This is a genomic window from Streptomyces caniferus (assembly GCF_009811555.1).
Lineage (GTDB): Bacteria > Actinomycetota > Actinomycetes > Streptomycetales > Streptomycetaceae > Streptomyces > Streptomyces caniferus.
This window is the reverse complement of record NZ_BLIN01000002.1, coordinates 179544-206461: the sequence shown is the minus strand read 5'-3', so window position 1 is coordinate 206461 and position 26918 is coordinate 179544. Positions and strand designations below refer to the sequence as shown.

Genomic DNA, 26918 nt, shown 5'->3' with positions numbered 1-26918 from the left:
CGGACACCGTGCAGGAGAAGACGCGCGGCAGGGGCGAGGCTCTGCTTCTTACCGAAAAGACCAGGAGCAAGTGGTGATCGAAGAGATCCTCCTCGAGGCCGAGGAGAAGATGGAGAAGGCCGTCGTGGTCGCCAAGGAGGACTTCGCCGCGATTCGCACCGGGCGTGCGCACCCGGCGATGTTCAACAAGATCGTGGCTGACTACTACGGTGCGATGACGCCGATCAACCAGCTGGCGTCGTTCTCGGTTCCCGAACCGCGGATGGCCGTGGTGACCCCGTTCGACAAGAGCGCGCTGCGCAACATCGAGCAGGCCATCCGCGACTCCGACCTCGGCGTCAACCCGAGCAACGACGGCAATATCATCCGGGTGACGTTCCCCGAGCTGACCGAGGAGCGCCGCAAGGAGTTCATCAAGGTCGCCAAGAACAAGGGCGAGGACGCGAAGATCTCGATCCGCAGCGTGCGCCGCAAGGCCAAGGAGACCCTCGACAAGCTCGTCAAGGACAAGGAGACGGGCGAGGACGAGGTGCGGCGCGCCGAGAAGGAGCTCGACGACACCACCGCGAAGTACGTCGCGCAGGTGGACGAGCTCCTCAAGCACAAGGAATCCGAGCTCCTCGAGGTCTGATGAACGAGTCTTCCTGGGGGGCCGCCCCGCCCGGCGCCGGTCAATGGGGGCCGCCCGACCACGCACCGGCCTCCTCGCTCCGCGGGACGGCGCCCCCCGCCCCGGCGGGTCCCGTGTACGACTGGGGCGACGCGGCGCAGACTCGGCCCATGCCCTTCGTGCCCGGGCCAGGCGGACACCAGGACGACGACCGGGAATATCGGGACATCCGGGACAACCGGGACCACCTGGACGACCGGGGGGCTGCTCGACTGAGCGGCCCCCTGTTCCGCGACGAAAAGCCGCAGGAGCCCATGCCCACCTCTCTTTCCGGGTCCGACAGCTCGCCGGACTCAGAGAAGCCGAAGAAGAAGAGCGCGGGCCGCAACCTGCGCGCCGCGATAGGGGTCGGTATCGGCCTCGGCGTGATCATCGTTGCGTCGCTCTTCGTCTACAAGCCCGTGTTCATCGGCGTGATAGCGATCGCCGTCGTCGTGGGCCTGTGGGAGCTGACCTCGCGGCTGGCGGAGCGCAAGGACATCAAGGTGCCGCTGGTGCCGCTCGCGGTCGGTGGCACCGCCATGGTGGCCGCCGGCTACGTCCGCGGTGCCGAGGGTGCCTGGGTCGCGATGGCGCTCACCGCGCTCGCCGTCCTCGTCTGGCGGATGACCGAGGCGCCCGAGAACTATCTGCGGGATGTCACCGCCGGTGTCTTCGCGGCGTTCTACGTGCCCTTCCTCGCGACATTCGTGGCGCTGATGCTCGCCGCCGAGCCCGACGGGCCGGAGCGGGTGCTGACCTTCCTGCTGCTCACCGTCGTCAGCGACACCGGCGCGTACGCGGTCGGCTGGCGGTTCGGCAAGCACAAGCTCGCACCGCGCATCAGCCCCGGCAAGACCCGCGAGGGACTCGTCGGCGCGGTGCTCTTCGCGATGGTGGCCGGCGCGCTGTGCATGGAATTCCTGATCGCGGACGGTGCCTGGTGGCAGGGCCTGCTGCTCGGTCTCGCGGTCGCGGCCAGCGCCACGCTCGGGGACCTCGGCGAATCCATGATCAAGCGCGATCTCGGCATCAAGGACATGGGCACCCTGCTCCCCGGTCACGGCGGCATCATGGACCGCCTCGACTCCCTGCTGCCGACCGCCCCGGTCGTCTGGCTGCTGTTCGTGATCTTCGTGGGAGCCGGCTGAGCATAGGGCTTGCGCGGGTGGAGGCGGAGAAGCGAGGTCCGTCCAGCTGATCGCTTCCGGGTGTATGACGGGTCTTTTGGCGAATGACGGGATCTCCCGACGCACGTGAGGGGCCTGCCGCATCATGCGGCAGGCCCCTCTTTGTGCGTCGGTGGCCACTGGTATGGCCGTGGCAGCACCCCGGACCGCGCGATCTTCGAAGGCGACCGAGGAGCCCCCTGTCAGCGGGATTGCCGCCGGCAGAGGGATTTCCCGGCCGCCGTACCAGGCCCGCGCGGTCCGGCGCAGGCCCGAGTACAGGCAGCAGCTCCCTCATCTGCTGGTCTCGACGTCGTCCGTCCGCTCACATGCCGCCGCCGGGAGGAGCGGTGGTGGCCGGCGGTGCCGTAGTGGCCGGCGGTGCCGTGGTGGCGGGCGGTGCCGTAGTGCTCGGCGGAGCGGTGGTGCTCGGCGGAGCGGTGGTGCTGGGCGGTGCCGTGGTGGTCGGCGGTGCCGTGGTGCTGGGCGGTGCCGTGGTGGTCGGCGGTGCCGTGGTGGCTGGCGAAGCGGTGGTGGCCGGCGGTGCCGTGGTGGCGGGCGGTGCCGTGGTGGTCGGCGGAGCGGTGGTGGTCGGCGGTGCCGTGCCGCCGCCCGCAGTGGTACCGCCGCCGGTCGTCGTGGTGGCGCCCGTGGTCGTGGCGCCCGTCGTGACGCTGGCGCCGGTCGTGGTGCTGGTGGCACCCGTGGTCGTGGCGCCCGTCGTGACGCTGGCGCCGGTCGTGGTGCTGGTCGCGCCCGTGGTCGTGGCGCCCGTCGTGCTCCCGCCGCCGAACCCGCCACCGAAGCCGCAGAGCCTCGGGTTCCTGACGAGCCTGCCGGTCCTGACGTTCACCAGGAGGACCCTGCCCGAGCTGTCGCGGATGAACTTGCAGATGATGTTCGGCCTCGTGTCCGGCTTTGTTGTCGCACTCTTCGTGGTCTGCGGTGCCGCCGCCACGTCCATCACGCCTGCCGTGCCGGCCATGACCGCGGCCAGGAGGGACGCTCCGATCACGCGGGGAAGATGCTTCCGGATGCCCGTCGCCATGATGCCTCCTCGAGGGAATTGCTACGTACCCCCAGCCTGGGAAACCAGCCATGACCGCGGCGTTGATCCGGCGCGACCCCGGCGTGACGCTGCTCCGGAGGGCCCGATGAACCGAGCGCATATATGGAGGGGCAGGGCACGGCGGACCATGGGCCAACAGGCCGGACGCGGGACCACAGGGGGTGACTGCCTGCTCACGGGCTCCGACCAGGGCGTCCCAAAACGATCTGCCACACTGGACGCACCATGCCTGCACCCGGAGAACTCACTTTTGTCGCGCCGCGCGGGGCCAAGAAGCCCCCGCGGCACCTTGCCGATCTCAGCCCCGTCGAGCGTCGTGAAGCGGTGGCTGCCATCGGGGAGAAGCCGTTTCGCGCCAAACAGCTGTCGCAGCACTACTTCGCCCGCTATGCGCACGACCCGGCGCAGTGGACCGACATCCCGGCGGCGGCGCGCGAGAAGCTGGCGACCGAGCTGCTGCCGGACCTGATGAAGGTCGTCCGGCACATCTCGTGTGACGACGACACCACGCGCAAGACCCTGTGGAAGCTGCACGACGGCACGCTCGTCGAGTCCGTGCTGATGCGCTACCCGGACCGGGTCACCATGTGCATCTCCTCGCAGGCCGGCTGCGGTATGAACTGTCCGTTCTGCGCCACCGGGCAGGCGGGCCTGGACCGTAATCTCTCCACCGCCGAGATCGTGCACCAGATCGTCGACGGGATGCGTGCGCTCCGCGACGGCGAGGTGCCGGGCGGTCCCGCGCGACTGTCCAACATCGTCTTCATGGGGATGGGCGAGCCGCTCGCCAACTACAAGCGGGTGGTCGGCGCGATCCGGCGGCTGACGGACCCCGAGCCGGACGGGCTGGGCCTGTCCCAGCGGGGCATCACCGTCTCCACGGTCGGCCTGGTCCCGGCGATGCTGCGGTTCGCCGACGAGGGCTTCAAGTGCCGGCTGGCCGTGTCGCTGCATGCGCCCGATGACGAGCTGCGCGACACCCTGGTGCCCGTCAACACGCGCTGGAAGGTGCGTGAGGTGCTGGACGCGGCGTGGGAGTACGCCGAGAAGTCCGGGCGGCGGATCTCGATCGAGTACGCGCTGATCCGGGACATCAACGACCAGGCGTGGCGCGGTGACCTGCTGGGACGGCTGCTGAAGGGCAAGCGCGTCCACGTGAACCTGATTCCGCTGAACCCGACGCCGGGTTCGAAGTGGACCGCGTCGCGGCCCGAGGACGAGCGGGCGTTCGTCCAGGCCATCGAGGCGCACGGGGTCCCCGTGACCGTCCGCGACACCCGCGGCCAGGAGATCGACGGCGCCTGCGGACAGCTCGCGGCCTCGGAACGCTGACCGCCCGCTGGTACCGTGTGATCGAACAAATGCACATTCCGACAGGGGAGCGCCACAGCGCTGAGAGTGCGGAAGCGTCGTAGCCACGGTGCCCGCAGACCCTTGAACCTCGCCCGGGTCATTCCGGGTAGGAAGTTCGGTCGTCACTCATGCTGTTGCGCCCTGCCCGAAGTTCCCTCCCCGCGCCCTCCGGCGCGGGGAGCCGCGGACACCGGGCAGGGCCGCGTCTCTTCCTGGCCAGCCAGGAGGAACCAGTGAGAACCACCAGCAGGATCACCGCCACGGCGGTCGCCGCCGCGGTCGGCATGTCCGCACTCGCCGCATGCGGTGCTTCGGGCGGCGGGAGCGCGGGCGCCAAGACGGTCACGCTCGTCAGCCACGACTCGTTCAACGTCTCGAAGTCCGTCCTGGCCGCCTTCGAGAAGGAGAGCGGCTACAAGGTCAGGATCCTCAAGGGCGGGGACGCCGGCAAGGCCGTGAACCAGGCGATCCTGTCCAAGGGCAACCCCCAGGGCGATGTGTTCTTCGGCATCGACAACACCCTGCTCTCCCGCGGTCTGCACGAGGGCCTCTTCACCCCGTACCGGGCGAAGGGCCTGGACAAGGTGCCCGCGGCGCTGCAGCTCGACAAGGGCGAACACCGCGTCACCCCGCTCGACTACGGCGACATCTGCGTCAACTACGACCGCGGCTACTTCGCCCGGCACAAGATCGCGCCGCCGAAGAGCTTCGACGATCTGCTGGAGCCCCGGTACAAGGGGCTGCTCGTCACGGAGAATTCCGCCACCTCCTCCCCGGGGCTCGCCTTCCAGCTCGGCACCATCGCGAAGTACGGGCAGGACGGCTGGCAGGGCTACTGGAAGAAGCTCAAGGCCAATGGCGTCGAGGTCGTCGACGGCTGGGAGCAGGCCTACAACGACCGGTTCTCGGGCTCCGCGGCCGGCAAGGGCAAGGGCGACAAGCCGCTGGTGGTCTCCTACGCCTCCAGCCCGCCGGCCGAGGTGCTGGGCAAGAAGCCCGCGCCCGAGGAGGCACCGACGGGCGTCGCGGCGGGCACCTGCTTCCGCCAGATCGAATTCGGCGGCCTGCTCAAGGGCGCGAAGAACGAGAAGGGCGGCAAGGCGCTGCTGGACTTCCTGGTGAGCCGGAAGTTCCAGGAGGACGTGCCGCTGCAGATGTTCGTCAATCCGGCGCGCGAGGACGCCAAGGTGCCGCAGCTGTTCACCAAGTACGGCACGACGATCGACAAGCCCACGACGCTGCCTCCCGAGACGATCACCAAGAACCGCGAACAGTGGATCAAGCAGTGGTCCTCGCTCGTTCTGAAGTAGCCCGCAGCCGGCGCCCCGGGCCCGTACGGGGAACGGCGGTGCGGCTCGGCCTGATGGCGGTGCCGCTCGCCTTCTTCGCGCTGTTCTTCGCCTATCCGGTCGTGGCGATCGTGGGACGGGGGCTGAAGGACGGCGGACAGTGGCAGCTCGGCCGGTTCGGTGCCGTGCTGAGCGACCCGGACATCGTCCATGTGCTGTGGTTCACCGTCTGGCAGGCGGCCGCCTCCACGGGGCTGACCCTGCTGATCGCGCTGCCCGGCGCCTATGTCTTCGCGCGCTTCGACTTCCCCGGGAAGCAGTTGCTGCGGGCAGTGGTGGCGGTGCCGTTCGTGCTGCCGACCGTCGTCGTCGGCTCGGCCTTCCTGGCGCTGGTCGGGCGGGGCGGGCTGCTGGACGAGCTGTGGGGTGTGCGCCTGGACACCTCGGTGTGGGCGATCCTGCTCGCCCATGTGTTCTTCAACTACGCCGTGGTCGTGCGGACCGTCGGCGGTTTGTGGGCCCAGCTCGACCCGCGGCAGGAAGAGGCGGCGCGGATGCTGGGCGCCGGACGGTTCGCGGCCTGGCGGCGGGTGACGCTGCCGGCCCTGGGACCCGCCGTCGCGGCCGCCGCGCTGATGGTCTTCCTCTTCACCTTCACCTCCTTCGGGGCGGTGCAGATTCTGGGCGGGCCCACCTTCGCGACGCTGGAGGTGGAGATCTACCGGCAGACCGCGGAGTTCCTGGACCTGCCGACGGCCGCCGTCCTCACCCTGGTCCAATTCGCGGCGGTACTGGGCGTACTGGCCCTGCACGCCTGGACCGTGCGCCGCCGGGAGACCGCCCTGCGGCTGGTGCCCGCCTCGCAGACCGCGCACCGGCCGCGCGGCCGTGGCCAGTGGACGCTGTTGTGGGGGACGCTCGCCGTCATCACCCTCCTGCTCCTCGTGCCGCTCGCGGTCCTCGTGGAGCGGTCGTTCGCCGGGCCGCACGGCTACGGGGCGGGCTTCTACACCTCACTGCGGTCCGCCGCGACCGCCGACAGCACCTTCGCCGTCGCACCCCTGGACGCCCTGTGGAACTCACTCGCCTACGGGGCGGCGGCCACGGCGATCGCGCTGGTGGTGGGCGGGCTGGCGGCCGCCGCGCTGACCCTTCCCCGGCTCCGCAGGGGCCCCATGGGGCGGACGGCCTGGATCAGCCGGTTCGTGCGCGGCTTCGACGCGTTGCTGATGCTGCCCCTCGGGGTGTCCGCGGTGACCGTCGGCTTCGGATTCCTGATCAGCCTCGACGCACCCCCGCTCGATCTGCGCGCCTCGTGGTGGCTGGTGCCGCTCGCCCAGGCGCTGGTGGGGGTGCCGTTCGTGGTCCGGACGATGCTGCCGGTCCTGCGGGCGGTCGACGGGCGGCTGCGGGAGGCGGCCGCCGTGCTCGGCGCCTCGCCGTGGCGGGTGTGGCGCGAGGTCGATCTGCCGATGGTGCGGCGGGCCCTGCTGATCGCCGCGGGCTTCGCCTTCGCCGTCTCGCTCGGCGAGTTCGGCGCGACGGTCTTCATCGCGCGGCCGGACCAGCCGACGCTGCCGGTCGCCGTGGCACGCCTGCTGGGGCGTGCGGGAGAGCTCAACTACGGGCAGGCGATGGCCTTGTCGACCATTTTGATGGTCGTGTGCGCCGCCGCCCTGCTGGTACTGGAGCGCCTGCGCCCCCTCGACCACTCCGGGGAGTTCTAGATGACGGCACGGGCCGGGACCACTGCGCGCGAGCTGCTGCGGCTGGGCGGGGTGAGCGTCCGCTTCGGCACCGCGGGGCGCCCCGCACTGGACGCGGTGGATCTGGACGTCGCCGCGCACGAGATCGTGTGCGTCCTGGGGCCGAGCGGCAGCGGCAAGTCCACCCTGCTGAGGGTGGTCGCCGGACTCCAACAGGCCGATGCGGGGACGGTGTTGCTGGAGGGGCGGGAGCAGTCCGGGGTGCCCGCGCACCGGCGCGGGGTCGGCCTGATGTTCCAGGACCACCAGCTCTTCCCGCAGCACGATGTCGAGGGGAACGTCGCCTTCGGGCTGCGGATGCGGCGGTCCGCACGTGCGGACCGGGAGCGCACGGTCGCCGAACTGCTGGACCTCGTCGGGCTGCCGGGCGCCCAGCGGCGCGCCGTGGCCTCCCTGTCCGGCGGTGAACAGCAACGGGTCGCGCTGGCCCGCGCGCTGGCCCCCCGCCCGCGCCTGCTGATGCTGGACGAGCCCCTCGGCCAGCTCGACCGCGGGCTGCGCGAACGACTGGTCGTCGAACTCCGCCGCCTCTTCCGTGAACTGGGCACCACCGTATTGGCGGTCACCCACGACCAGGGCGAGGCCTTCGCGCTCGCCGACCGGGTCGTGGTGATGCAGGACGGCCGGATCGCGCAGACCGGCACCCCACTGGAGGTCTGGCAGCGGCCCGCCACCGAATTCGTCGCCCGTTTCCTCGGCTTCGACAATGTGGTCGGGGCGACGGTGCAGGGCGAGGCGGCCGCCACCGCCTGGGGCAAGGTGCCGGTCCCGGCCGGTACGCCGGACGGGCCGTGCCGCCTGCTCGTACGTCCGGCCGGAGTACGGCTGACCGCCGTCCCGGAGGGCCTGCCCGCTACGGTCGCGGCGCGCACCTTCCGTGGCACCCATGTCGCCCTGCTGCTCCAGCCGGCCGCCGGACCGCAGGTGGAGGCGGCCTGCGCACTGCGGGACGCGCCGGAGGTGGGGGAGCGGGTGGGCATCGCCTTCGCGGCCGAGGATGTGGTGGTGCTGGGTGCTTCGGATACGGCGGGGTGAGCACGGTGGATACGGCGGGCCGACCGCGCGGAGAGAGGCCGGTGGTCTCCCGGACGCGGGGCGATTTCGACCGTGCGCCCGGTCGCTTCCGGTTCCGGTTTCCCGCCGACTGCCCCGCTGTACGTGCGGCACGCCGGGAGCCCTTGGGGCTCAGCGCGCCGCCACCTCCGTCTTCGCCTCTCCCGCCGACGGCGCGCCGGGCTCCGTCCCCGGTTCCGGTTCGCCGAACCAGGCGACCGCCACGGCGCCCGCCACGGCCACCACGAACCCGAGGGCGGCGACCCAGGCGAATCCCGGGCGTGAGGAGTCGCCCAGCCACAACACCCCGAGGATGCCCGGGACCACCGTCTCGCCCACCACCAGCGCCGCCGTGGCACCGTTCACCGACCCGATCTGCAGGGCGACGGTGTGCAGGTACATGCCCCCGAGACCCGCGACGAGAATCGCGTAGAGGGCGGGGTCGCCGAGCAGCGACGGCAGGTGGAAGGGGTCCACGCCGTTCAGTACCCGTACGCCGACACCCAGGGCGCCGAAGCCGAGGCCGGAGAGCAGACCCGCGAGGATCGCGGCCCGTCCGCCGAGCAGTCGCACGATCAGGGTGCCGCCGCCGATGAGCACGACGGACGCGACGAGCAGCCACCAGTGGGCGGCGATCGGTGTGTGGCCGCTGCCTTCCGGCCCGGCGGCCGTGGCCAGCAGCACCAGCGCCCCGCAGACCACGGCGATCGAGCTCCACTCGGCCCGGGAGAGCCGGATGCCGAGCAGCTTGATGCTCAGCACCGCGGTGATCACGAGGTTGGCGCTGATCACGGTCTGGGAGAGGAACAGCGGCAGCAGCCGGGCGGCCAGCGCGCCGAGCCCGAACCCTATGAAGTCCAGCACGGTGCCGACCATGAACTCCCAGGTCACGGCGGCTTTCGCGGTCGACGACAGGCTGGGGCCGCCGTGCTGGGTGACACCTGTGGTGGAGGCCTCGGCCGCCTCGCGGCGGGCGGATTTGCGCGAGCCCACCGCCTGCAGGACCGATCCCGTGCCGTAGCAGGCCGACGCCGCCACGGCCGTCAGAAGACCGATGATCACCAAGAGCTCCGTTCGACCGCTGACTGAACCATGTGCAGGTGTGATGTGTCCGGCCTGGCAGACGCGCATTCCGGGACGGGAGTTGCCTCCCCTGGCGAACCCGCCGGCCGGCCGGACCGGGGGAGGCCGCGCCGGAGCCCGGGGCTCGGCGCGGCACGGGGGAGGCGGAGCCGCCGGCGCCGGGTCAGGAAACGCTCTCGGAGCGGAGCCGGGACAGCGCCTCCGGGGCCTCGTCCACCGAGTCGACCAGGGCGATCCTGGCCGCCATGGGGCGGTCCGCCGCGAGCGCCTGGAGCAGTGGCCAGGTGGGCAGCCTCTCGGTCCAGTGCTCGCGGTTCACCAGCACCATCGGGGTCGGCTCGCCGCGCGACTGATAGTAGTTGGGCGTCGCATTGTCGAAGATCTCCTGGACGGTTCCGGCCGCGCCCGGGAGGAACACCACGCCGGCGTTCGAACGCGCCAGCAGGCCGTCCTCGCGCACCGCGTTGACGAAGTACTTGGCTATGTGGGACGCGAAGACGTTCGGCGGCTCATGGCCGTAGAACCAGGTGGGGATACCTGCCGAGGTCCCGCCGCCCGGCCGGCTCCGCAGGATGTCGAAGGCGGCCCGCGCCCATTCGGTGATCGATTCGGAGAAGTGCGGCGCCTTGGCGAGTTGCTCCAGCGCGCCGTCGAGCATCTCGTCCTCGAAGGGCGCGGCGTACGCCCCGAGGTTGGCCGCCTCCATCGCGCCGGGCCCGCCGCCTGTCGCGACGGTCAGGCCACTACGGGTGAGCCGGCGGCCGAGCCGGGCCGCGCCCGCGTAGTCCGCGGAATCGCGCCGCAGGGCGTGGCCGCCCATGATGCCCACCACCTGTGCACCGATGAGGTGTTCGTCGAGGGCGTCCGAGACGGCGTCGTCGTGGATGCTGCGCAGCATCGAGGCGAAGATGTCGCCGTCCGACTTGGTCTCCTGGTACCAGCGGTAGGCGCGGGCGTCCGGGGTGGCGTCGTAGCCGGCCTCGGCCAGCCCCTCGAAGAGTTCGTCCGGGCCGTACAGGCTGCCACGGTAGGGATCGAACGGCAGGTCCGGTACGGGCGGAAAGACCAGGGAGCCGCCGGCCCGTATCTTGGCGGCGGCGTCCGGTTCCATGACGCAGCCGAGGAACACGGATTCCGTGGTGTCCGTGCTGAGCAGCGCAAAGGTACGGTCCGTCAGATCGACCGACTGGACGCGGTGTCCGGCGAGGCTGCCCGCGGCGACCACCCGGTCGAACTCCGCCAGGGATTCGATCTCGTGGTCGCGGTTGTCGTCGTGGGCCGGGAAGCGGCGGGACGCTGAGGACTCTGTATTCGACTGCACGTCCGTCATGTTAGGACCGCAGTGATGCCACCAGGGGGCCGAGGTGCCCGTCCGCCGCCGCGGCGTCGAGCGCGGCGCGCAGTGCGCCGTCGTAGGTCGGGCGCGCCTGGTCGTGTACGTCACGGCCCTGGTCCGTGATCACGCTGTAGACCCCGCGCCGGTCGTCGGGGCACAGGTCGCGGCGGGTCAGGCCGGACGACTCCAGGCGGGAGGCCAGCCGGCTCACGGAACTCTGGTTGAGGCCGATGAGGTCGGCGAGCTCCTGCATGCGCAGCTCGCCGTCGTCCGCCTGAGCGAGCCTGGCGAGCGCGCGGTACTCGGACAGTCCGATGCCGTGATGCTGCTGCAGGGCCTTGGCCAGCTCCTGCTCGACGCGGGTGTGCAGCGTCCCCAGCCGGTCCCAGTGCTCCGCGTCCATCGCCCTCCGCCTTCATCTGCCGTGCGCCGACGGGCTCTTGACAGCAGCGTACATGCAGCGGAAACTAATGCATGTGCATGCAATTGATGTAAGTGCATGGAACTTAGGGGGAGAGCTATGACGACGACGATGCCGATGTCGGCGGATGACGTCGCTGCCGGATCGCAGGGGCGGCCGGAGATCGAGCGGATCGCCACGACGCCGGACTGGTACGAGCCGTACAGGATCTCGCAGGCCATCAGGGCGGGCGGACTGATCCACGTCTCGGGACAGGCCGGCATCGACGCGCAGGGGCGGACGGTCTCCGACGACTTCCTGACCCAGGGTCGGCAGGCGTTCGCGAACGTCGAGCGGGTGCTCGCGGCAGCGGGTGCCTCGCTCGCGGACGTGGTGAAGGCGGGCATCTTCGTGACGGACATGGCTGCCGACCTCGGCCATGTCCTCACCCTGCGCGGGGAGTTCCTGTCGGAGCCCTATCCCGCGGACACCCTCCTGGAAGTGTCGTCCTTGGCCCGGCCGGACTGGCGCATAGAGGTCGAGGTCACGGCCCTCGCTCGCTGAGGGGGGCCGATTGCCTCTTACTGGGGTGGGTGGGGGCATGCGGTGGCCGTCAGCCCGGCAGCCCGTCAGCCCGTCAGCCCATCCGCCCGTACGTCCGCCTGTCGGCGAGTCCGTCCTTCCGCTCGCGATTGCGTCGCCGTGTGATGCCGGGTCGTGGACGAAGCACCTTGGTCCGGCAGTGGCGTCGCCGGCCGGCCTAGGGGAGGGGCGCTGCGGACGGGGTGGGGGCGGGAGCCGTCGCGACCCTCGGCGTGCGACGACTGCCCCCGGCCCGTCCGCCCCTCAATGCACCAGCGGAAGTGTGGCCATCTCTGCGACGGTCCAGGTCAAGGGTGCCAGGACGATCACCAGTGCCAGGGCGCGCAGGGCCGCGGCCCGGTAGAGGACGGAGGCGGAGGCACCCAGGCGGCGCAGGGCGGCCGTGGTGCGGGCGCGGGCCGAGCGGGACTCCAGGGCGGCAGTGAGCGCGCTGGCGGTGACACAGGCGAGGACGACCGCCGCGCCGATGGCGGTGAGCAGGCCGAAAGGACGGGAGGGCGAGGCTTCGTACACCTTCATGGCGGCGTACGCGGCGGAGCCGACCGCGCACAGAACGCCGAGCGGGCGGCCGAGGCGGTGCGACTCCTCCTGGAGCACCCGTCCGGACAGCAGACGCAGTGCGCCGGGCCGGCCGGCGCAGAGGAGCCGGCCGCACAGATGCACCAGACCGGGCCCGGCCAGCACGAGACCGAAGGTCGACAGCGCCCAGCCGGCCAGCACTCCCGGAGGGCTGCCGATCAGCCGGCCGGGGAGCGGCAGCAGGCCGCCGTGGGCGCCGGTGCCGCGGCTGGTGTACGCCTCGATGGCCAGGCCGGCCGCGGCCATGGCGATGCCCCACGGGAGACCGGAGGGCGGGGCGATCCTGGGGCTGCCCTCGGTCTCGGCGTCCCCGGCCTCGTGCCGTGGACGCAGGGCGACGGCGGTCGCCACCGCGGCGGTCAGCGGCACGGTCGCCAGCAGCATGAGGGCGCCGACGAGCGGCAGCGGATGGCCGACGCCGAGCAGGTCGGCGTCGAAGCGGACAGCGGACGGGCCGCCGAGGTCGCCGCGGAGACGGAGGAAGACCAGCAGTGCGACGAGGACACCGAGGACACAGGTCAGCGTGGTGGAGACGGTGGCGAGGAGGGTGAGACGGAGCGGGCCCAGACCGGCCGCGGTCATACCGCGCTGCAGGCGGGCAGCGGGATCCGTGCGGGCGGTCGACACCGCGAACTGGGCCGTGGCGGCGAGCGGGGCCGTGCACCACAGCAGGCGCAGCAGTGACTCGTCGGCCGCGGAGGGGTGGCCGGCGGCGTGGCCGATGGTGGAGAGCATCAGGAAGCCGGTGCCGGCGGCGGCGAGGGCGACGCAGAGGCGGCGCAGCAGGACGAGGGGGTGAGAGCCGCGGGCTAGACGGAGAGCGAGCACGCTGCCCTGCTTTCCTCATCGGAGGAACCGGCGGCGGCGGGCGCGGCGCTGGACTGGCGTCCGTCGAGGAGCGCCAGGGACCGGTCGGCGAGCGTGGCGATCTCGGGGTCGTGGGTCGCCAGGACGACGGTGATCTGGTGCGAGCGGGCCGCGGTGGTGAGGGTGCGCAGCACCTGTGTGCCGTCCGTGCGGTGCAGCGGGGCGGTCGGTTCGTCGGCGAACAGCACCTGGGGGGTGGTGGCGAGCGCGCGGGCGATGGCGACGCGCTGGCGCTGGGACTGGTCCAGCTGGGCGGGGCGGCGTCTCGCGCACATGCCGACGTCGAGGCGGTCCAGCCATTCCACGGCGGTGTGCTTGGCGGTGCGGGTGCCGGTGCCGCGGAGCAGGAGGGGGAGGGCGGCGTTCTCCCAGGCGGTGAGTTCGGGGACGAGATGCGGTTCGGTGTCGATCCAGCCGAACCGGTCCAGGCGCAGCCGTTCGCGGCTGGGGGAGGAGAGCGTGTGCACGGGGGAGCTGTTGAACCAGATCTCCCCCTCGGACGGGACGAGTTGACCGGAGAGACATTTCAGGAGGGTGGTCTTGCCGCTGCCGCGCGGGCCGGTGACGGCGAGGATCTCGCCTTCGCGGACGCCGACGGAGACTCCGGCGAGTGCGGAGGTGCCGCCGTACCCGTGGTGCAGGCCACGGGCCCAGAGAACGTCGTTGTCAGGCGGGGCCACCATCTGCGCACCTCTTGTTGTAGGCGTCGAATCGTTCCCCCGACCGGGTGAACGACCATGGAGGGTATCGGTCACCAGCACGGTAAAGACTGGTGACCCCCGGTATTCGTGGCTTGGCAGCACAACGGCCCAGATTCACTCGTATGGCTTGAAACGAGTGAATCTGAGCCGCGGGATGTTCAGTTGTGAACGAGTGCACCAGGAGGCGACCCGAGGATCAGAGCTTGGTCCAGGCCTCGGTGAGGACGGAGCGCAGGATCTGCTCGATCTCGTCGAAGACCTGCTGGTCGGCGATCAGCGGCGGGGCGAGCTGGATGACCGGGTCGCCACGGTCGTCGGCGCGGCAGTAGAGACCGTTGTCGTACAGCGCCTTCGAGAGGAAGCCGTACAGGACGCGTTCGGTCTCCTCGTCGTTGAAGGACTCCTTGGTGACCTTGTCCTTGACGAGCTCGATGCCGTAGAAGAAGCCGCTGCCGCGGACGTCGCCGACGATCGGCAGGTCGTGCAGCTTCTGCAGGGTGTTCAGGAAGTTGGCCTCGTTGTCGAGGACGTGCTTGTTGAGGCCCTCGCGCTCGAAGATGTCCAGGTTGGCGACACCGACGGCCGCGGAGACCGGGTGGCCGCCGAAGGTGTAGCCGTGCAGGAAGGTGTTGTCGCCCTTGTAGAACGGCTCGGCCAGGCGGTCGGAGATGATGCAGGCGCCGATCGGGGAGTAGCCCGAGGTCATGCCCTTGGCGCAGGTGATCATGTCCGGGACGTAGCCGAACTTCTCGCAGCCGAACATCGTGCCGAGGCGGCCGAAGGCGCAGATGACCTCGTCGGAGACGAGCAGCACGTCGTACTGGTCGCAGATCTCGCGGACCCGCTGGAAGTAGCCGGGGGGCGGCGGGAAGCAGCCGCCGGCGTTCTGCACCGGCTCCAGGAAGACCGCGGCGACGGTCTCGGGGCCCTCGAAGAGGATCTGCTGCTCGATCTGGTCGGCGGCCCAGCGGCCGAAGGCCTCGGGGTCGTCACCGTGGATCGGGGCGCGGTAGATGTTGGTGTTCGGGACCTTGTGCGCGCCGGGGACCAGCGGCTCGAAGGGGGCCTTCAATCCGGGCAGACCGGTGATGGACAGGGCGCCCTGCGGGGTGCCGTGGTAGGCCACCGCGCGGGATATCACCTTGTGCTTCATCGGCTTGCCGGTGAGCTTGAAGTACTGCTTGGCCAGCTTCCAGGCGGTCTCGACGGCCTCGCCGCCACCGGTGGTGAAGAAGACCTTGTTGAGGTCGCCCGGCGCGTGGTGGGCCAGACGCTCGGCAAGCTCCACCGCCTTGGGGTGGGCGTAGGACCACACGGGGAAGAAGGCCAGCTCCTGCGCCTGCTTGTAGGCGGTCTCGGCGAGCTCGACCCGGCCGTGGCCGGCGTTGACCACGAAGAGGCCGGCGAGGCCGTCGATGTAGCGCTTGCCCTTGTCGTCGTAGATGTTGGTGCCCTCGCCGCGCACGATCGTGGGCACGGGGGCATTCTCGTACGACGACATGCGGGTGAAGTGCATCCACAGGTGGTCGTATGCCGTCTTGGAGAGGTCGCCGCTCATTGCTATCTCGTTCCCCAGGTGTAGGTCTGCTTCCGGAGCTTGAGGTACACGAAGCTCTCGGTGGTCCGGACGCCGGGAAGCGTGCGGATCCGCTTGTTGATCATTTCCAGAAGGTGGTCGTCGTCCTCGCAGACGATCTCGATGAGGAGATCGAAGGAGCCTGCCGTCATGACGACGTACTCGACCTCTTCCATGGTCGTCAGGGCGTCGGCCACGGGGTCGAGGTCACCTTCGACGTTGATGCCGACCATTGCCTGCCGACGGAAACCGACCGTGAGGGGGTCGGTGACCGCGACGATCTGCATCACGCCTTGGTCGAGCAGTTTCTGTACGCGCTGGCGTACCGCCGCTTCGGACAGGCCGACGGCCTTGCCGATGGCGGCGTACGGACGGCGCCCGTCCTCCTGGAGCTGCTCGATGATCGCCAGGGAGACGGAGTCGATCGACGGGGTGCCGTTTCTGTCACGAGTGGCCACGTCGTTCACTGTGCACGAGCCTCGTCAGTCTTGCAACCCCAAATCGATGAAATTAGTCGTGTTGCGATCGAGATTCCACTGATTCCGTTGTTCCTGAGTGGCGGGTGTGTTGAAAACGTGGGTTCCATGGCTAGGGTGGATGTTCACACCACCGGATATCTGACTGAAGGGGGCGCACAGTGACCACCGCACTGCGTCGTCTGCGCAACTACATCGACGGGGAGTTCCGGGACGCCGCCGACGGGCGGACCACGGAGGTGGTCAACCCGGCGACGGGTGAGGCATACGCCACCGCCCCTCTCTCGGCCGCCGCCGACGTGGACGCGGCCATGGCTGCCGCCGAGGCCGCCTTCCCCGCCTGGCGCGACCTGATCCCGGCCGAGCGCCAGAAGGTCCTGCTCAAGATCGCCGACCGCTTCGAGGAGCGGGCGGAGGAGCTGATCGCCGCCGAGTCCGAGAACTGCGGCAAGCCGATCGCGCTCGTACGCTCCGAGGAAATCCCGCCGATGGTGGACCAGATCCGCTTCTTCGCGGGTGCCGCCCGGATGCTCGAAGGCCGCGCGTCCGGCGAGTACATGGAGGGCTTCACCTCCATCATCCGCCGCGAGCCGGTCGGCGTCTGCGCCCAGGTCGCGCCGTGGAACTACCCGATGATGATGGCCGTGTGGAAGTTCGCCCCGGCGCTGGCCGCGGGCAACACCGTCGTCATCAAGCCCTCCGACACCACCCCGGCCTCCACGGTGCTGATCGCCGACATCATCGGCAGCGTGCTGGACGAACTGGGCCACTCCCGCGGCGTGTTCAACGTCATCTGCGGTGACCGCGAGACCGGCCGCCTGATGGTCGAGCACAAGGTCCCCGCGATGGCCTCGATCACCGGCTCCGTGCGGGCCGGTATGCAGGTCGCCGAATCCGCTTCCAAGGACCTCAAGCGGGTCCACCTGGAGCTGGGCGGCAAGGCGCCGGTCGTCGTCTTCGAGGACACCGACATCGCCAAGGCCGTCGAGGACATCTCGGTCGCCGGCTACTTCAACGCCGGCCAGGACTGTACGGCCGCCACCCGCGTCCTCGTCCACGAGTCCATCCACGACGAGTTCGTCGCCGCGCTGGCCAAGGCCGCCGCGGAGACCAAGACCGGCGCGGTCGACGACGAGGACGTGCTCTACGGTCCGCTGAACAACGCCAACCAGCTCAAGCAGGTCAAGGGCTTCATCGAGCGGCTGCCCGCGCACGCCAAGATCGAGGCGGGCGGCGAACAGGTCGGCGACAAGGGCTACTTCTTCGCCCCGACCGTCGTCTCGGGTCTCAAGCAGGACGACGAGATCGTCCAGCAGGAGGTCTTCGGCCCGGTCATCACCGTCCAGTCCTTCTCCGACGAGAAGCAGGCGGTCCAGTGGGCCAACGGCGTCGAGTACGCACTCGCGTCCTCGGTGTGGACCAAGGACCACGCCCGCGCCATGCGGATGTCCAAGACCCTCGACTTCGGCTGCGTGTGGATCAACACCCACATCCCGCTGGTCGCCGAGATGCCGCACGGCGGATTCAAGAAGTCCGGCTACGGCAAGGACCTTTCGGCCTACGGCTTCGACGACTACACCCGCATCAAGCACGTGATGACCTCGCTGGACGGCTGAGCCGACCGGCAGCCCCGGCCGGCTGATCCGGGGATCCGCACCGTCGGGCGGCGCGGAACGCTCGACACACCGTCGCGGGCGGAGGCCCGGCAATGGACGCTCTGTCTCTTGCCGCCTCCGCCCGCGGCGCGTGAGAGTGCTGGCCATGGCTGATCTTTCGCGGCGTGCGCTGCTCCGAGGTATGGGCGGAATCGGTGTGACGGGGGCGCTGGCCGCCATGACCGGCTGCGGGGTGCCGCCCGCGTACGTCGAGGAGGCCGACCGCGGGGGAGCGGACCGGTCGGCGCGGGACCGGAAGCTGGTCTTCGCGAACTGGCCGCTCTACATCGACGTCGACGACCGTCACAAGCAGCGCCGGCCCACCCTCGACGCCTTCGAACGGCGCACCGGGATCTCCGTCACGTACACCGAGGAGATCAACGACAACGACGAGTTCTTCGGCAAGATCAGCCCCTCGCTGATGAACCACCAGAGCACCGGCCGGGACCTGATCGTCATCAGCGACTGGATGTGCGCCCGGTTCGTCCGGCTGGGGTGGGTCCAGAAGATGGACCGGGCGGCCCAGCCGCATGTCGCCGCGCACCTCGATCCGCTGCTGCGCACCCCGCACTTCGACCCGGGCCGCACCCACTCCGTGCCCTGGCAGTCCGGGATCACCGGCATCGCCTACAACCGCAAGAAGCTCGGCCGGGAGATCAAGCACACCTCCGACCTGTGGAAGGACGATCTGCGCGGCCGGGTCACGCTGCTCTCCGGGCTCGACGAATCGTTCGCGCTGCTGATGCAGGGCGAGGGCGTGGACATCACGCGCTGGACGGCCGACGACTTCCACCGCATGACCGACCGGGTGCGCCGCCTCGTGAGCAAGGGCCACATCAGGCGGTTCACCGGCAACGACTACATCAAGGACCTGGACTCCGGCGATGTGCTCGCGGCGCAGGCCTACTCCGGCGATGTGATCCAGCTCCAGGCGGACAACCCGGACATCGAGTTCGTGGTGCCGCAGGAGGGCGCCGAGCTGTGGGCGGAGAGCCTGCTGATCCCCAACCTCGCGGAGCACAAGCGCAACGCCGAGCGGCTGATCGACTACTACTACCAGCCGGAGGTCGCCGCGGAGCTGGCCGCCTGGGTCAACTACGTCTGTCCCGTACCGGCCGCGCGCGAGGTGCTGGCCTCTTCCAAGGACAAGGAACGCGCCGCGCTCGCCGAGGATCCGCTGATCTTCCCCGATGATTCGATGCGCAAGCGGCTGGCCATCGCCCGCGACATCACCTCCAAGGAGCGAACCGAATTCGCCAAGGAGTGGAACGCGATCGTGGGGTTGTAGGGGGAGGGAGTGGGGGCTCGCCGCCCGGCCGCGCCCCGAGACGTCGCGCCGCGCGGGGTGTGTCGCAGGTCGGCGCCCGCCCGCCGCCCCGCCCGCCTCGGTGCGGGCAGGCGCGGCGACGGCGGGCGGTCACGGCCCGGCGGTGCGGGTGGCTAGCCGCGCCACGAAGCCGTGTAGCTGTCGATCTCGGCCGTCAGCCGTGCCTTGGCGGCGGTGTCCATGAAGGAGGCGGTGACGGCGTTCTTGGCGAGGCCGGCCACGCCTTCGGCGTCCAGCCCCAGCAGCCGGGCGGCGACGCCGTATTCGGTGTTGAGGTCCGAGCCGAACATCGGCGGGTCGTCGCTGTTGATCGTGACCAGCAGGCCCGCGTCGACCATCTCCTTGAGCGGGTGCTCCTCCAGGGTGCGCACGGCGCGGGTGGCGATGTTGGAGGTGGGGCAGACCTCCAGCGGGATGCGGTGCTCGGCGAGATGGGCGAGCAGCGCGGGGTCCTGGGTGGCGCTCGTGCCGTGGCCGATGCGCTCGGCGCGCAGCTCGGTGAGGGCGTCCCAGATCGTGCCGGGGCCGGTGGTCTCCCCGGCGTGCGGCACGGAGTGCAGACCGGTGGCGATGGCGCGGTCGAAGTACGGCTTGAACTGCGGGCGCGGGACGCCGATCTCGGGGCCGCCGAGCCCGAACGAGATCAGGCCTTCGGGCTGCAGGTCGCAGGCGATCCGGGCGGTCTCCTCGGCGGCCTGCAGGCCCGCCTCGCCGGGGATGTCGAAGCACCAGCGCAGCACCACGCCCAGCTCGGCCTCGGCGGCCTTACGGGCGTCCTCGATCGCCTCGACGTACGCCGCGTCGGGAATGCCGCGGCTGGTCGAGCTGAAGGGGGTGACGGTCAGCTCGGCGTAGCGGATGCGCTGCCGGGCCATGTCCCGGGCGACCTCGTACGTCAGCAGCCGGACGTCCTCGGCGTCGCGGATCAGGTCCACGACGGAGAGATAGACCTCGATGAAGTGCGCGAAGTCGCGGAAGGTGAAGTAGTCGACCAGCGCTTCGGGGTCGGTGGGGACGGCGGAGTCGGGGTGCCGCGCCGCCAGTTCGGCGACGATCCGCGGTGAGGCCGATCCGACGTGGTGGACGTGCAGCTCCGCCTTGGGCAGGTCCGCAATGAAGGCATCGAGACCGGACAACGGTTCCTCCTGTCAATGAGTGCGCACGGTGCGCGGAGGGGCTCCGTCATGCTAAGCGGGGCGGGTGGGGGAGTGGGGCGCAGGTCCGCACACCGGCTCCGGCACCTTCGAGCCCGGCCTACGGCTTCGGGCCGGTCTCCCGGAGGGTCTGCCGCGCCGCCATCAGTGCGAAGCCCAGCAGATTCAGGCCCCGCCAGCGGGCCGGGTCCGCGGCCCGCTCGTCGTCGGCCGCGAGGCCGATGCCCCATATCCGGTCCAGCGGACTGGCCTCCACCAGGACCCGGGAGCCCGTGCCCAGCAGGAATTCCCGCAGCGCGGCATCCTGGCCGAACTTATGGACGCTGCCCTCGACGACCAGGCCGAAGCGGTGCCGCCGCCAGGTCTCCTCGTCGAAGCCGCGGACCCGGCGCCCGGCGTCCTTGGCCTGCTTGGGGTGCCCGGCCGCTATGGCGCACCGCTCCGCCTCCGCGTCGTCGAACAGCCGGGCCTTGCCGGCCATCATCCAGTGCTCGGCGGTGGCGTACCGGACCCCGTCGACGGTGAAGGGGGAAGGCCACCACTGGCTGAAGCAGCTCGCGCCCAGGCTGCCGTCGCGCCGGGGGCTGTGGCCCCAGAAGTGGACGTACTTCACGCGCTTCCCGGCGTCGGTCGCGCGCCGGAGCTCGTCGACCGAGCGCGGACCGTCCGCGGCCCGCACCTCCGCTTCCCCCGTGGTGGTCCCCGCGTTGTCGTGCATCATGCCGGGATTCTGTCAGCGGGCACTGACAACGTGTCGGGGCTCCTCCTACGAGAATCGCAGAATTCGTCGCGTAACCAAAAGGCAACAACGGAATCCCTTGTTGAGACCCTTCTATTCTGTCAAGATCGGCCATCGATTCCGGAAATAGCTACGCCAGGCCGTGCCGCTGAGCGGCCTCGGTGCCCGGCGGAGGAGAGCACCATGGATCACCGATTCGATGCCACCGAGCGATTCGCCGCGGGCGCCCAATTCATCGCAGGCAGTCTCCGGAGCGGCAGTTCCGGCCGCACCCAGGCCGTCGTGGACCCGGCGACCGGCGAGACGGTGTACTCCTACGAACTCGCGGGTACCGCGGACGTGGACGCCGCCGTGCAGGCTGCGCAGCGGGCGTTCGTGGAGTGGGGCGGCGCCACGCCCGGTGAGCGCTCCGACACCCTGCACCGCTTCGCGGCCGCGCTCGCCGAGGACGCCGCCGACCTCGCCGCCGCCGAATCGCTGAACTGCGGAAAGCCGATCAAGCTCAGCGAGGAGTTCGACGTACCGGGGTCGATCGACAACGCCGCGTTCTTCGCGGGCGCCGCCCGTCATCTGGAGGGCAAGGCGGCCGGCGAATACAGCGCCGATCACACCTCGGTCATCCGCCGCGAGCCCATCGGCGTCGTCGGCTCCATCGCGCCGTGGAACTACCCGCTCCAGATGGCCGCCTGGAAGGTGCTGCCGGCCATCGCCGCGGGCAACACCATCGTCCTCAAGCCCGCCGAGATCACCCCGTTCACCTCGCTGCTGTTCGCGCAGGCCGCCCAGCGCGCGGGGCTGCCGGACGGCGTCCTCAACATCATCTCCGGGGCGGGCCGGGACGCCGGCGAGCACCTGGTGGGCCACCGTTCCGTGGCGATGACCTCCTTCACCGGCTCGACCGGCGTCGGCAAGCGCGTCGCCGAGATCGCCACCGGCACCGTCAAGCGGCTGCACCTCGAACTCGGCGGCAAGGCCCCCTTCGTGGTCTTCGACGACGCGGACCTGGAGGCCGCCGTCCACGGAGCGGTCGCCGGAGCGCTGATCAACACCGGCCAGGACTGCACCGCCGCCACCCGCGCCTACGTCCAGCGCCCGCTCTACGACGCCTTCGTCAGCGGCGTCGCCGATCTGATGGCGACCGTACGGCTCGGCGACCCCTTCGACCCGTCCACCGACCTGGGCCCGCTGATCTCCCACGCCCAGCGCGACCGGGTGGCCGGCTTCGTCGACCGGGCACGCGACTACGCCACCGTCGTCACCGGCGGCGAGGCTCCCGCCTTCGGCAAGGACAGCGAGCTGGCCAAGGGCGCGTACTACCGGCCCACGCTGATCGCCGGGGCCGCACAGGACAGCGAGATCGTGCAGTCCGAGATCTTCGGCCCGGTGCTGGTCGTGCTGCCCTTCGACAGCGACGACGAGGGCATCGCGCTGGCCAACGACACCCCCTACGGGCTGGCCGCCTCCGCCTGGAGCCGGGACGTCTACCGCACCGGCCGCGCCACCCGAGAGATCAACGCGGGCTGCGTCTGGGTCAACGACCACATCCCGATCATCAGCGAGATGCCGCACGGCGGGGCCAAGGCCTCGGGCTTCGGCAAGGACATGTCGGCCTACTCCTTCGAGGAGTACACCCAGGTCAAGCACGTCATGTACGACAACACCGCGGTGGCGCGCAAGGACTGGCACCGCACGATCTTCGGGGACCGCCCGTAAGGGACGCCCCGCTCGGGCCCCCGGGCCCCTCCCCCTGCGGCCGGCGCCGCGGGCCTCGTCACCACCGGCCGAGCGCCGGGCTCATCCCCCTGAAAGGGCACTGCGCATGGAGCACCACGAGCAGCCCGAACCCCTGTCCTCGGCCGAACTCACCGCCATGCGCCACAGTGCGACGCACGGCCGCCTCGCCATGACCCGCCGCTCGCTGCTGCGCGCGGGCGGCGCCATGGCGGCCACGGTCGGCGGCCTCGGCGCCCTGGCGTCCTGCGGGATCCCGCCCGCGGGCCGTACGGACGCCGGCCGTTCCGACGACCACTCCAGGGCGGAGAAGCGGCTCAGCTTCTCCAACTGGACCGAGTACATGGACGTCAGCGAGGACGGCAAGCACCGTCCGACGCTGGAGCACTTCACCCGGCGCACCGGCATCGCCGTCAAGTACACCGAGGACATCAACGACAACGACGAGTTCTTCGGCAAGATCCAGGCCCAGTTGGCGGCCGGCCAGGACACCGGCCGCGATCTGATCGTGCTCACCGACTGGATGTGCGCACGGATGATCTCCCTCGGCTGGATCCAGCAGCTGGACCCGGCCAACCTGCCGCACGCCTACGCCAACCTCTCGGCGCAGTACCGCGACCCCGCCTGGGACCCGGGCCGCGCGCACTCCTACGTGTGGCAGGGCATCCCCGCCCTCATCGCGTACAACAAGAAGGCCACCGGCGGGAAGAAGGTCGACTCCGTCAGCCAGCTGCTGGAGGACCCGCAGCTCAAGGGCCGGGTCGGCTTCCTCTCCGAGATGCGCGACAGCGTCGGCCTGACCCTGCTCGACATGGGCAAGCGGCCCGAGGACGTCACCGCGGACGACTACGACGCGGCCCTCGCCCGGCTCCAGAAGGGCGTCGACTCCAAGCAGATACGCCGCTTCACCGGCAACGACTACACCACGGACCTGGACAAGGGCGATCTGGCCGCCTGTGTGGCCTGGGCGGGCGACATCGTCCAGCTCCAGAACGACAACCCGGACATCGCCTACGCCATCCCGAAGACCGGCTACATGGTGTCCACCGACAACCTCATGGTGCCGAACAAGGCCCGCCACAAGCAGAACGCCGAACGGCTCATCGACTACTTCTACGAGCCGAAGGCGGCGGCCCGGCTCGCGGCGTACATCAACTACGCCTGCCCCGTCGACGGAGTGCGCGAGGAACTCGCCAAGATCGACAAGAAGGCGGCGGACAACCCGCTGATCCTGCCGGACAAGGAGATGGCCGCCCGCTCCCACTCCTTCCGCGCCCTGACCGCCAAGGAGAACAAGGAGTTCGCCCAGAAGTTCTCCGACCTCACCGGCGCCTGATCCCCCCTCCCGGGCCCCCGAGCCGCTTCGCCCTCCGACCCACGGGACGACCGACATGACCCACTCCGCGACCCCCCAGAGCAGTGGCGGCGACGTCCGCCTCCACGGGATAAGCAAGACCTACGGCTCCTTCACCGCCGTCCATCCGCTCGACCTGACCGTCCCCGCGGGCTCCTTCTTCGCGCTGCTGGGCGCCTCGGGCTGCGGCAAGACCACCACCCTGCGCATGATCGCCGGGCTGGAGGAGCCCACCACCGGCACCGTCGAACTGTCGGGCCGGGACGTCACCGTCCTGCCGCCGTACAAGCGGCAGGTCAACACCGTCTTCCAGAACTACGCGCTCTTCCCGCACCTGGACATCTACGAGAACGTCGCCTTCGGCCTGCGCCGCCGCGGCATCAAGTCCGTCAAGAAGCAGGTCGAGGAGATGCTCGACCTCGTCCAGCTCGGTCCGATGGCGCGCCGCAAGCCCCAGCAGCTCTCCGGCGGCCAGCAGCAGCGCGTCGCGGTCGCCCGCGCGCTGATCAACCACCCGCAGGTACTGCTGCTCGACGAGCCGCTGGGCGCCCTCGACCTCAAACTGCGCCGCCAGATGCAGCTGGAGCTCAAGCGCATCCAGACCGAGGTCGGCATCACCTTCGTGCACGTCACCCACGACCAGGAGGAGGCCATGACGATGGCCGACACCGTGGCCGTGATGAACGGCGGCCGGGTCGAACAGCTCGGCGCCCCCGCCGACCTCTACGAGAACCCCGCCACCACCTTCGTCGCCAACTTCCTGGGCACCTCCAACCTCATCGAGGCCGAGGTCGTCGAGGCCGGCAGCGAGGAGCTGCTCCTCAAGGCCGGTGACGCCAAGCTGCGGCTGCCCGCCGGCCGGTGCAGCGCCACGGCCCGCACCGGCGAGAAGGTGCTCGCCGGCTTCCGGCCCGAGAAGGTGACCCTGGCGCACGCCGACGACGCCGGGACCATCGCCGACGGCCGCAACCGGCTGCCCGCCCGCATCAAGGACGCCAGCTTCATCGGGGTCTCCACCCAGTACGTGATCGAGGCTCCGGGCCTGGGCGAACTCGCCGTCTACGAGCAGAACATCGAACGCGACGGGCGGCTGGTCCCCGGCGCCGAGGTCGTCCTGCACTGGAGCCCCGCGCACACCTTCGGACTGGACGCCGCCCAGGACATGCAGGCGGGCGCGGACCTCGACGAGGAGGCCGCGTGACCACGACCGAGACGCCCGCGCCACCGGACGGGCAGGCAGCGGCCGCGGCCCCCGGCATCCACAAGACCCCCGCCCGCAAGCGCCTCGTCCCCTACTGGCTGCTGCTCCCCGGCATCCTGTGGCTGATCGTCTTCTTCGCCGCCCCGCTCGTCTACCAGGCGTCGACCTCGATCCAGACCGGCTCCCTCGAAGAGGGCTTCAAGGTCACCTGGCACTTCGCGACGTACTGGGACGCGCTCGGCGAGTACTGGCCGCAGTTCGTCCGCTCCGTGCTCTACGCCGCCACCGCCACCGTGCTCTGCCTGCTCCTGGGCTATCCGCTGGCCTACCTCATCGCGTTCAAGGCCGGGCGCTGGCGGAACGTCGTGATGATCCTGGTCATCGCCCCGTTCTTCACCAGCTTCCTGATCCGTACCCTCGCCTGGAAGACGATCCTGGCCGACGGCGGACCGGTCGTCGGCGTCCTGAACTCGCTGCACGTCCTGGACGTCACCAGCTGGCTGGGCCTCACCGAAGGACAGCGGGTGCTCGCCACCCCGCTCGCCGTCGTCTGCGGACTGACCTACAACTTCCTGCCGTTCATGGTCCTGCCGCTCTACACCTCGCTGGAGCGCATCGACCCGCGTCTGCACGAGGCCGCCGGGGACCTCTACGCCCGGCCGTCCACCACCTTCCGCCGGGTGACCTTCCCGCTGTCCATGCCCGGTGTCGTCGCGGGCACCCTGCTCACCTTCATCCCGGCCGCCGGTGACTACATCAACGCCGAACTGCTGGGCTCCACCGACCAGAAGATGATCGGCAACGTCATCCAGTCGCAGTTCCTGCGGGTCCTGGACTACCCGACCGCCGCCGCCCTCTCCTTCCTCCTCATGGCGGCCATCCTCGCCATGGTCACGATCTACATCCGCAAGTCCGGGACGGAGGATCTGGTCTGATGGCCGTCCACGAGACCACCGAAGCCACCGCGGCCCGCACCCCGAACCGGGGCCCGCGCTGGCTGCGCCGCCACCTCATCACGATCGCGGGCCTGTGCACGCTGGGCTACCTGGTCCTGCCCAACCTCGTGGTGATGGTCTTCTCCTTCAACAAGCCCAACGGCCGCTTCAACTACCAGTGGCAGCGCTTCTCCACGGACGCCTGGAGCGATCCGTGCGGCGTCGCCGACCTGTGCGGCTCGCTCGGCCTGAGCCTCCAGCTCGCGCTGTGGGCCACCGTCGGCGCGACCGTCCTCGGCACCATGATCGCGTTCGCGCTGGCCCGCTACCGCTTCCGCGCCCGCGCCGGCGTGAACACCCTGATCTTCCTGCCGATGGCGATGCCCGAGGTCGTCATGGCCGCCTCGCTGGCGACCCTCTTCCTCAACATGGGCATCCAGTTCGGCTTCTGGACGATCCTCATCGCCCACATCATGTTCTGCCTGAGCTTCGTGGTCACCGCCGTCAAGGCCCGGGTGATGAGCATGGACCCGCGCCTCGAACAGGCCGCCCAGGACCTCTACGCCACACCCGTGCAGACCTTCCTGCGGGTGACGCTGCCCATCGCCGCCCCCGGTATCGCGGCCGGCGCCCTGCTGTCCTTCGCCCTGTCCTTCGACGACTTCATCATCACCAACTTCAACGCCGGCTCCACCGTCACCTTCCCCATGTTCGTCTGGGGATCGGCGCAGCGCGGCACGCCCGTTCAGATCAACGTCATCGGCACGGCGATGTTCCTGCTCGCCGTGTTGTGCGTAGTCGTCGGCCAGCTGGCCGACGCCCGCCGCAAGAGGAGCAAGAGGAGCTGAGAACC

The 26918-nt window shown here is 70.3% G+C and carries 24 protein-coding genes; 14 read left to right on the top strand and 10 right to left on the bottom strand.

The annotated features are described in order from the left end of the window. Window positions 1–73: 73 nt before the first annotated feature. Window positions 74–631 (top strand): ribosome recycling factor, encoded by a 558-nt coding sequence (frr, locus tag Scani_RS02730; protein ID WP_030087489.1) that lies wholly within the window; start codon window positions 74–76, stop codon window positions 629–631. Further along, window positions 631–1800 (top strand): phosphatidate cytidylyltransferase, encoded by a 1170-nt coding sequence (locus tag Scani_RS02725; RefSeq protein WP_174872598.1) that lies wholly within the window; start codon window positions 631–633, stop codon window positions 1798–1800. The genes frr and Scani_RS02725 overlap by 1 nt, the downstream gene beginning before the upstream one ends. A 343-nt stretch (window positions 1801–2143) precedes the next feature. Here Scani_RS02725 and Scani_RS40335 read toward each other — a convergent pair whose 3' ends face one another. Further along, window positions 2144–2866 carry a hypothetical protein gene (locus Scani_RS40335; protein ID WP_176608595.1) on the bottom strand — a complete coding sequence of 241 codons (723 nt, stop codon included), beginning with the start codon at window positions 2864–2866 and terminating at the stop codon, window positions 2144–2146. Window positions 2867–3112: 246 nt separating this feature from the next. Between Scani_RS40335 and rlmN the strand changes: the two genes are divergently transcribed. The 4 genes from rlmN (at window position 3113) to Scani_RS02700 (ending at window position 8330) form a co-directional block, all read left to right on the top strand. Continuing rightward, on the top strand, window positions 3113–4219 hold the full coding sequence (rlmN, locus tag Scani_RS02715) for a dual-specificity RNA methyltransferase RlmN (RefSeq protein WP_159469665.1): 1107 nt from the start codon (window positions 3113–3115) through the stop codon (window positions 4217–4219). A 254-nt stretch (window positions 4220–4473) separates the two neighbouring features. Further along, window positions 4474–5550, top strand: a complete 1077-nt coding sequence (locus Scani_RS02710) for a thiamine ABC transporter substrate-binding protein (protein ID WP_174872597.1) — start codon at window positions 4474–4476, stop codon at window positions 5548–5550. Continuing rightward, complete coding sequence (locus Scani_RS02705; RefSeq protein ID WP_174872640.1) at window positions 5526–7256, top strand: ABC transporter permease; 1731 nt, start codon at window positions 5526–5528, stop codon at window positions 7254–7256. Before Scani_RS02710 ends, Scani_RS02705 begins: the two co-directional genes overlap by 25 nt. After that, window positions 7257–8330 (top strand): ABC transporter ATP-binding protein, encoded by a 1074-nt coding sequence (locus tag Scani_RS02700; RefSeq protein WP_159469661.1) that lies wholly within the window; start codon window positions 7257–7259, stop codon window positions 8328–8330. It abuts the gene before it with no gap. 150 nt (window positions 8331–8480) lie between these two features. Here Scani_RS02700 and Scani_RS02695 read toward each other — a convergent pair whose 3' ends face one another. The 3 genes from Scani_RS02695 to Scani_RS02685 all read right to left on the bottom strand — a co-directional run bounded on the left by Scani_RS02695 (window position 8481) and on the right by Scani_RS02685 (window position 11170). After that, the gene (locus tag Scani_RS02695) at window positions 8481–9410 is read right to left on the bottom strand and encodes a DMT family protein (protein WP_159469659.1); all 930 of its coding nucleotides are present in this window, start codon (window positions 9408–9410) and stop codon (window positions 8481–8483) included. 184 nt (window positions 9411–9594) lie between these two features. After that, complete coding sequence (locus tag Scani_RS02690) at window positions 9595–10761, bottom strand: LOG family protein (protein WP_159469657.1); 1167 nt, start codon at window positions 10759–10761, stop codon at window positions 9595–9597. A 1-nt stretch (window position 10762) separates the two neighbouring features. Then, window positions 10763–11170 carry a MarR family winged helix-turn-helix transcriptional regulator gene (locus Scani_RS02685; RefSeq protein ID WP_159469655.1) on the bottom strand — a complete coding sequence of 136 codons (408 nt, stop codon included), beginning with the start codon at window positions 11168–11170 and terminating at the stop codon, window positions 10763–10765. Between the two features lie 117 nt (window positions 11171–11287). Here Scani_RS02685 and Scani_RS02680 point away from each other — a divergent pair, with 117 nt between their 5' ends. After that, window positions 11288–11731 (top strand): RidA family protein, encoded by a 444-nt coding sequence (locus tag Scani_RS02680; RefSeq protein ID WP_371872299.1) that lies wholly within the window; start codon window positions 11288–11290, stop codon window positions 11729–11731. Between the two features lie 282 nt (window positions 11732–12013). Here the strand turns inward: Scani_RS02680 and Scani_RS02675 are convergent, their stop codons facing one another. The 4 genes from Scani_RS02675 to Scani_RS02660 form a co-directional block, all read right to left on the bottom strand. Further along, window positions 12014–13177, bottom strand: coding sequence for a hypothetical protein (locus tag Scani_RS02675; RefSeq protein WP_159469653.1), 1164 nt, complete (start codon window positions 13175–13177; stop codon window positions 12014–12016). Continuing rightward, on the bottom strand, window positions 13159–13899 hold the full coding sequence (locus Scani_RS02670) for an ABC transporter ATP-binding protein (protein ID WP_159469651.1): 741 nt from the start codon (window positions 13897–13899) through the stop codon (window positions 13159–13161). Before Scani_RS02670 ends, Scani_RS02675 begins: the two co-directional genes overlap by 19 nt. A gap of 214 nt (window positions 13900–14113) precedes the next feature. Further along, complete coding sequence (locus Scani_RS02665; protein ID WP_159469649.1) at window positions 14114–15475, bottom strand: aspartate aminotransferase family protein; 1362 nt, start codon at window positions 15473–15475, stop codon at window positions 14114–14116. Window positions 15476–15477: 2 nt separating this feature from the next. After that, window positions 15478–15951 carry an Lrp/AsnC family transcriptional regulator gene (locus Scani_RS02660; RefSeq protein WP_052860613.1) on the bottom strand — a complete coding sequence of 158 codons (474 nt, stop codon included), beginning with the start codon at window positions 15949–15951 and terminating at the stop codon, window positions 15478–15480. 179 nt (window positions 15952–16130) lie between these two features. On the opposite strand from Scani_RS02660, the gene Scani_RS02655 reads away from it, so the two are divergent. Continuing rightward, window positions 16131–17585 (top strand): gamma-aminobutyraldehyde dehydrogenase, encoded by a 1455-nt coding sequence (locus Scani_RS02655; RefSeq protein WP_159469646.1) that lies wholly within the window; start codon window positions 16131–16133, stop codon window positions 17583–17585. A gap of 145 nt (window positions 17586–17730) precedes the next feature. Further along, entirely contained in the window at window positions 17731–18912 is a 1182-nt protein-coding gene (locus Scani_RS02650; RefSeq protein ID WP_159469644.1) for an ABC transporter substrate-binding protein, read from the top strand. A gap of 152 nt (window positions 18913–19064) precedes the next feature. Here Scani_RS02650 and Scani_RS02645 read toward each other — a convergent pair whose 3' ends face one another. Then, complete coding sequence (locus Scani_RS02645; protein WP_159469642.1) at window positions 19065–20087, bottom strand: adenosine deaminase; 1023 nt, start codon at window positions 20085–20087, stop codon at window positions 19065–19067. Window positions 20088–20205: 118 nt separating this feature from the next. Next, on the bottom strand, window positions 20206–20826 hold the full coding sequence (gene ybiA, locus Scani_RS02640; RefSeq protein WP_159469640.1) for a riboflavin biosynthesis intermediates N-glycosidase: 621 nt from the start codon (window positions 20824–20826) through the stop codon (window positions 20206–20208). Window positions 20827–21027: 201 nt separating this feature from the next. Between ybiA and Scani_RS02635 the strand changes: the two genes are divergently transcribed. The 5 genes from Scani_RS02635 (at window position 21028) to Scani_RS02615 (ending at window position 26913) form a co-directional block, all read left to right on the top strand. Further along, window positions 21028–22557: a gamma-aminobutyraldehyde dehydrogenase gene (locus tag Scani_RS02635; protein WP_159469638.1), complete on the top strand. Its 1530-nt coding sequence runs from the start codon at window positions 21028–21030 to the stop codon at window positions 22555–22557. 106 nt (window positions 22558–22663) lie between these two features. Continuing rightward, window positions 22664–23911, top strand: a complete 1248-nt coding sequence (locus tag Scani_RS02630) for an ABC transporter substrate-binding protein (protein WP_159469636.1) — start codon at window positions 22664–22666, stop codon at window positions 23909–23911. A gap of 55 nt (window positions 23912–23966) precedes the next feature. Beyond that, the gene (locus Scani_RS02625; protein ID WP_159469634.1) at window positions 23967–25130 is read left to right on the top strand and encodes an ABC transporter ATP-binding protein; all 1164 of its coding nucleotides are present in this window, start codon (window positions 23967–23969) and stop codon (window positions 25128–25130) included. Then, window positions 25127–26065, top strand: coding sequence for an ABC transporter permease (locus Scani_RS02620; RefSeq protein ID WP_159469632.1), 939 nt, complete (start codon window positions 25127–25129; stop codon window positions 26063–26065). The genes Scani_RS02625 and Scani_RS02620 overlap by 4 nt, the downstream gene beginning before the upstream one ends. Then, window positions 26065–26913 carry an ABC transporter permease gene (locus Scani_RS02615; protein WP_159469630.1) on the top strand — a complete coding sequence of 283 codons (849 nt, stop codon included), beginning with the start codon at window positions 26065–26067 and terminating at the stop codon, window positions 26911–26913. The genes Scani_RS02620 and Scani_RS02615 overlap by 1 nt, the downstream gene beginning before the upstream one ends. Window positions 26914–26918 lie beyond the last annotated feature (5 nt).

Bases quoted from the DNA above. Each gene is read 5' to 3' on its own strand.
- Scani_RS02725 (WP_174872598.1), top strand. From the start codon at position 631: ATGAACGAGTCTTCCTGGGGGGCCGCCCCGCCCGGCGCCGGTCAATGG.
- Scani_RS40335 (WP_176608595.1), bottom strand. From the start codon at position 2,866: ATGGCGACGGGCATCCGGAAGCATCTTCCCCGCGTGATCGGAGCGTCC.
- rlmN (WP_159469665.1), top strand. From the start codon at position 3,113: ATGCCTGCACCCGGAGAACTCACTTTTGTCGCGCCGCGCGGGGCCAAG.
- Scani_RS02700 (WP_159469661.1), top strand. From the start codon at position 7,257: ATGACGGCACGGGCCGGGACCACTGCGCGCGAGCTGCTGCGGCTGGGC.
- Scani_RS02690 (WP_159469657.1), bottom strand. From the start codon at position 10,761: ATGACGGACGTGCAGTCGAATACAGAGTCCTCAGCGTCCCGCCGCTTC.
- Scani_RS02685 (WP_159469655.1), bottom strand. From the start codon at position 11,170: ATGGACGCGGAGCACTGGGACCGGCTGGGGACGCTGCACACCCGCGTC.
- Scani_RS02680 (WP_371872299.1), top strand. From the start codon at position 11,288: ATGACGACGACGATGCCGATGTCGGCGGATGACGTCGCTGCCGGATCG.
- Scani_RS02670 (WP_159469651.1), bottom strand. From the start codon at position 13,899: ATGGTGGCCCCGCCTGACAACGACGTTCTCTGGGCCCGTGGCCTGCAC.
- Scani_RS02665 (WP_159469649.1), bottom strand. From the start codon at position 15,475: ATGAGCGGCGACCTCTCCAAGACGGCATACGACCACCTGTGGATGCAC.
- Scani_RS02650 (WP_159469644.1), top strand. From the start codon at position 17,731: ATGGCTGATCTTTCGCGGCGTGCGCTGCTCCGAGGTATGGGCGGAATC.
- ybiA (WP_159469640.1), bottom strand. From the start codon at position 20,826: ATGATGCACGACAACGCGGGGACCACCACGGGGGAAGCGGAGGTGCGG.
- Scani_RS02635 (WP_159469638.1), top strand. From the start codon at position 21,028: ATGGATCACCGATTCGATGCCACCGAGCGATTCGCCGCGGGCGCCCAA.
- Scani_RS02630 (WP_159469636.1), top strand. From the start codon at position 22,664: ATGGAGCACCACGAGCAGCCCGAACCCCTGTCCTCGGCCGAACTCACC.
- Scani_RS02625 (WP_159469634.1), top strand. From the start codon at position 23,967: ATGACCCACTCCGCGACCCCCCAGAGCAGTGGCGGCGACGTCCGCCTC.
- Scani_RS02615 (WP_159469630.1), top strand. From the start codon at position 26,065: ATGGCCGTCCACGAGACCACCGAAGCCACCGCGGCCCGCACCCCGAAC.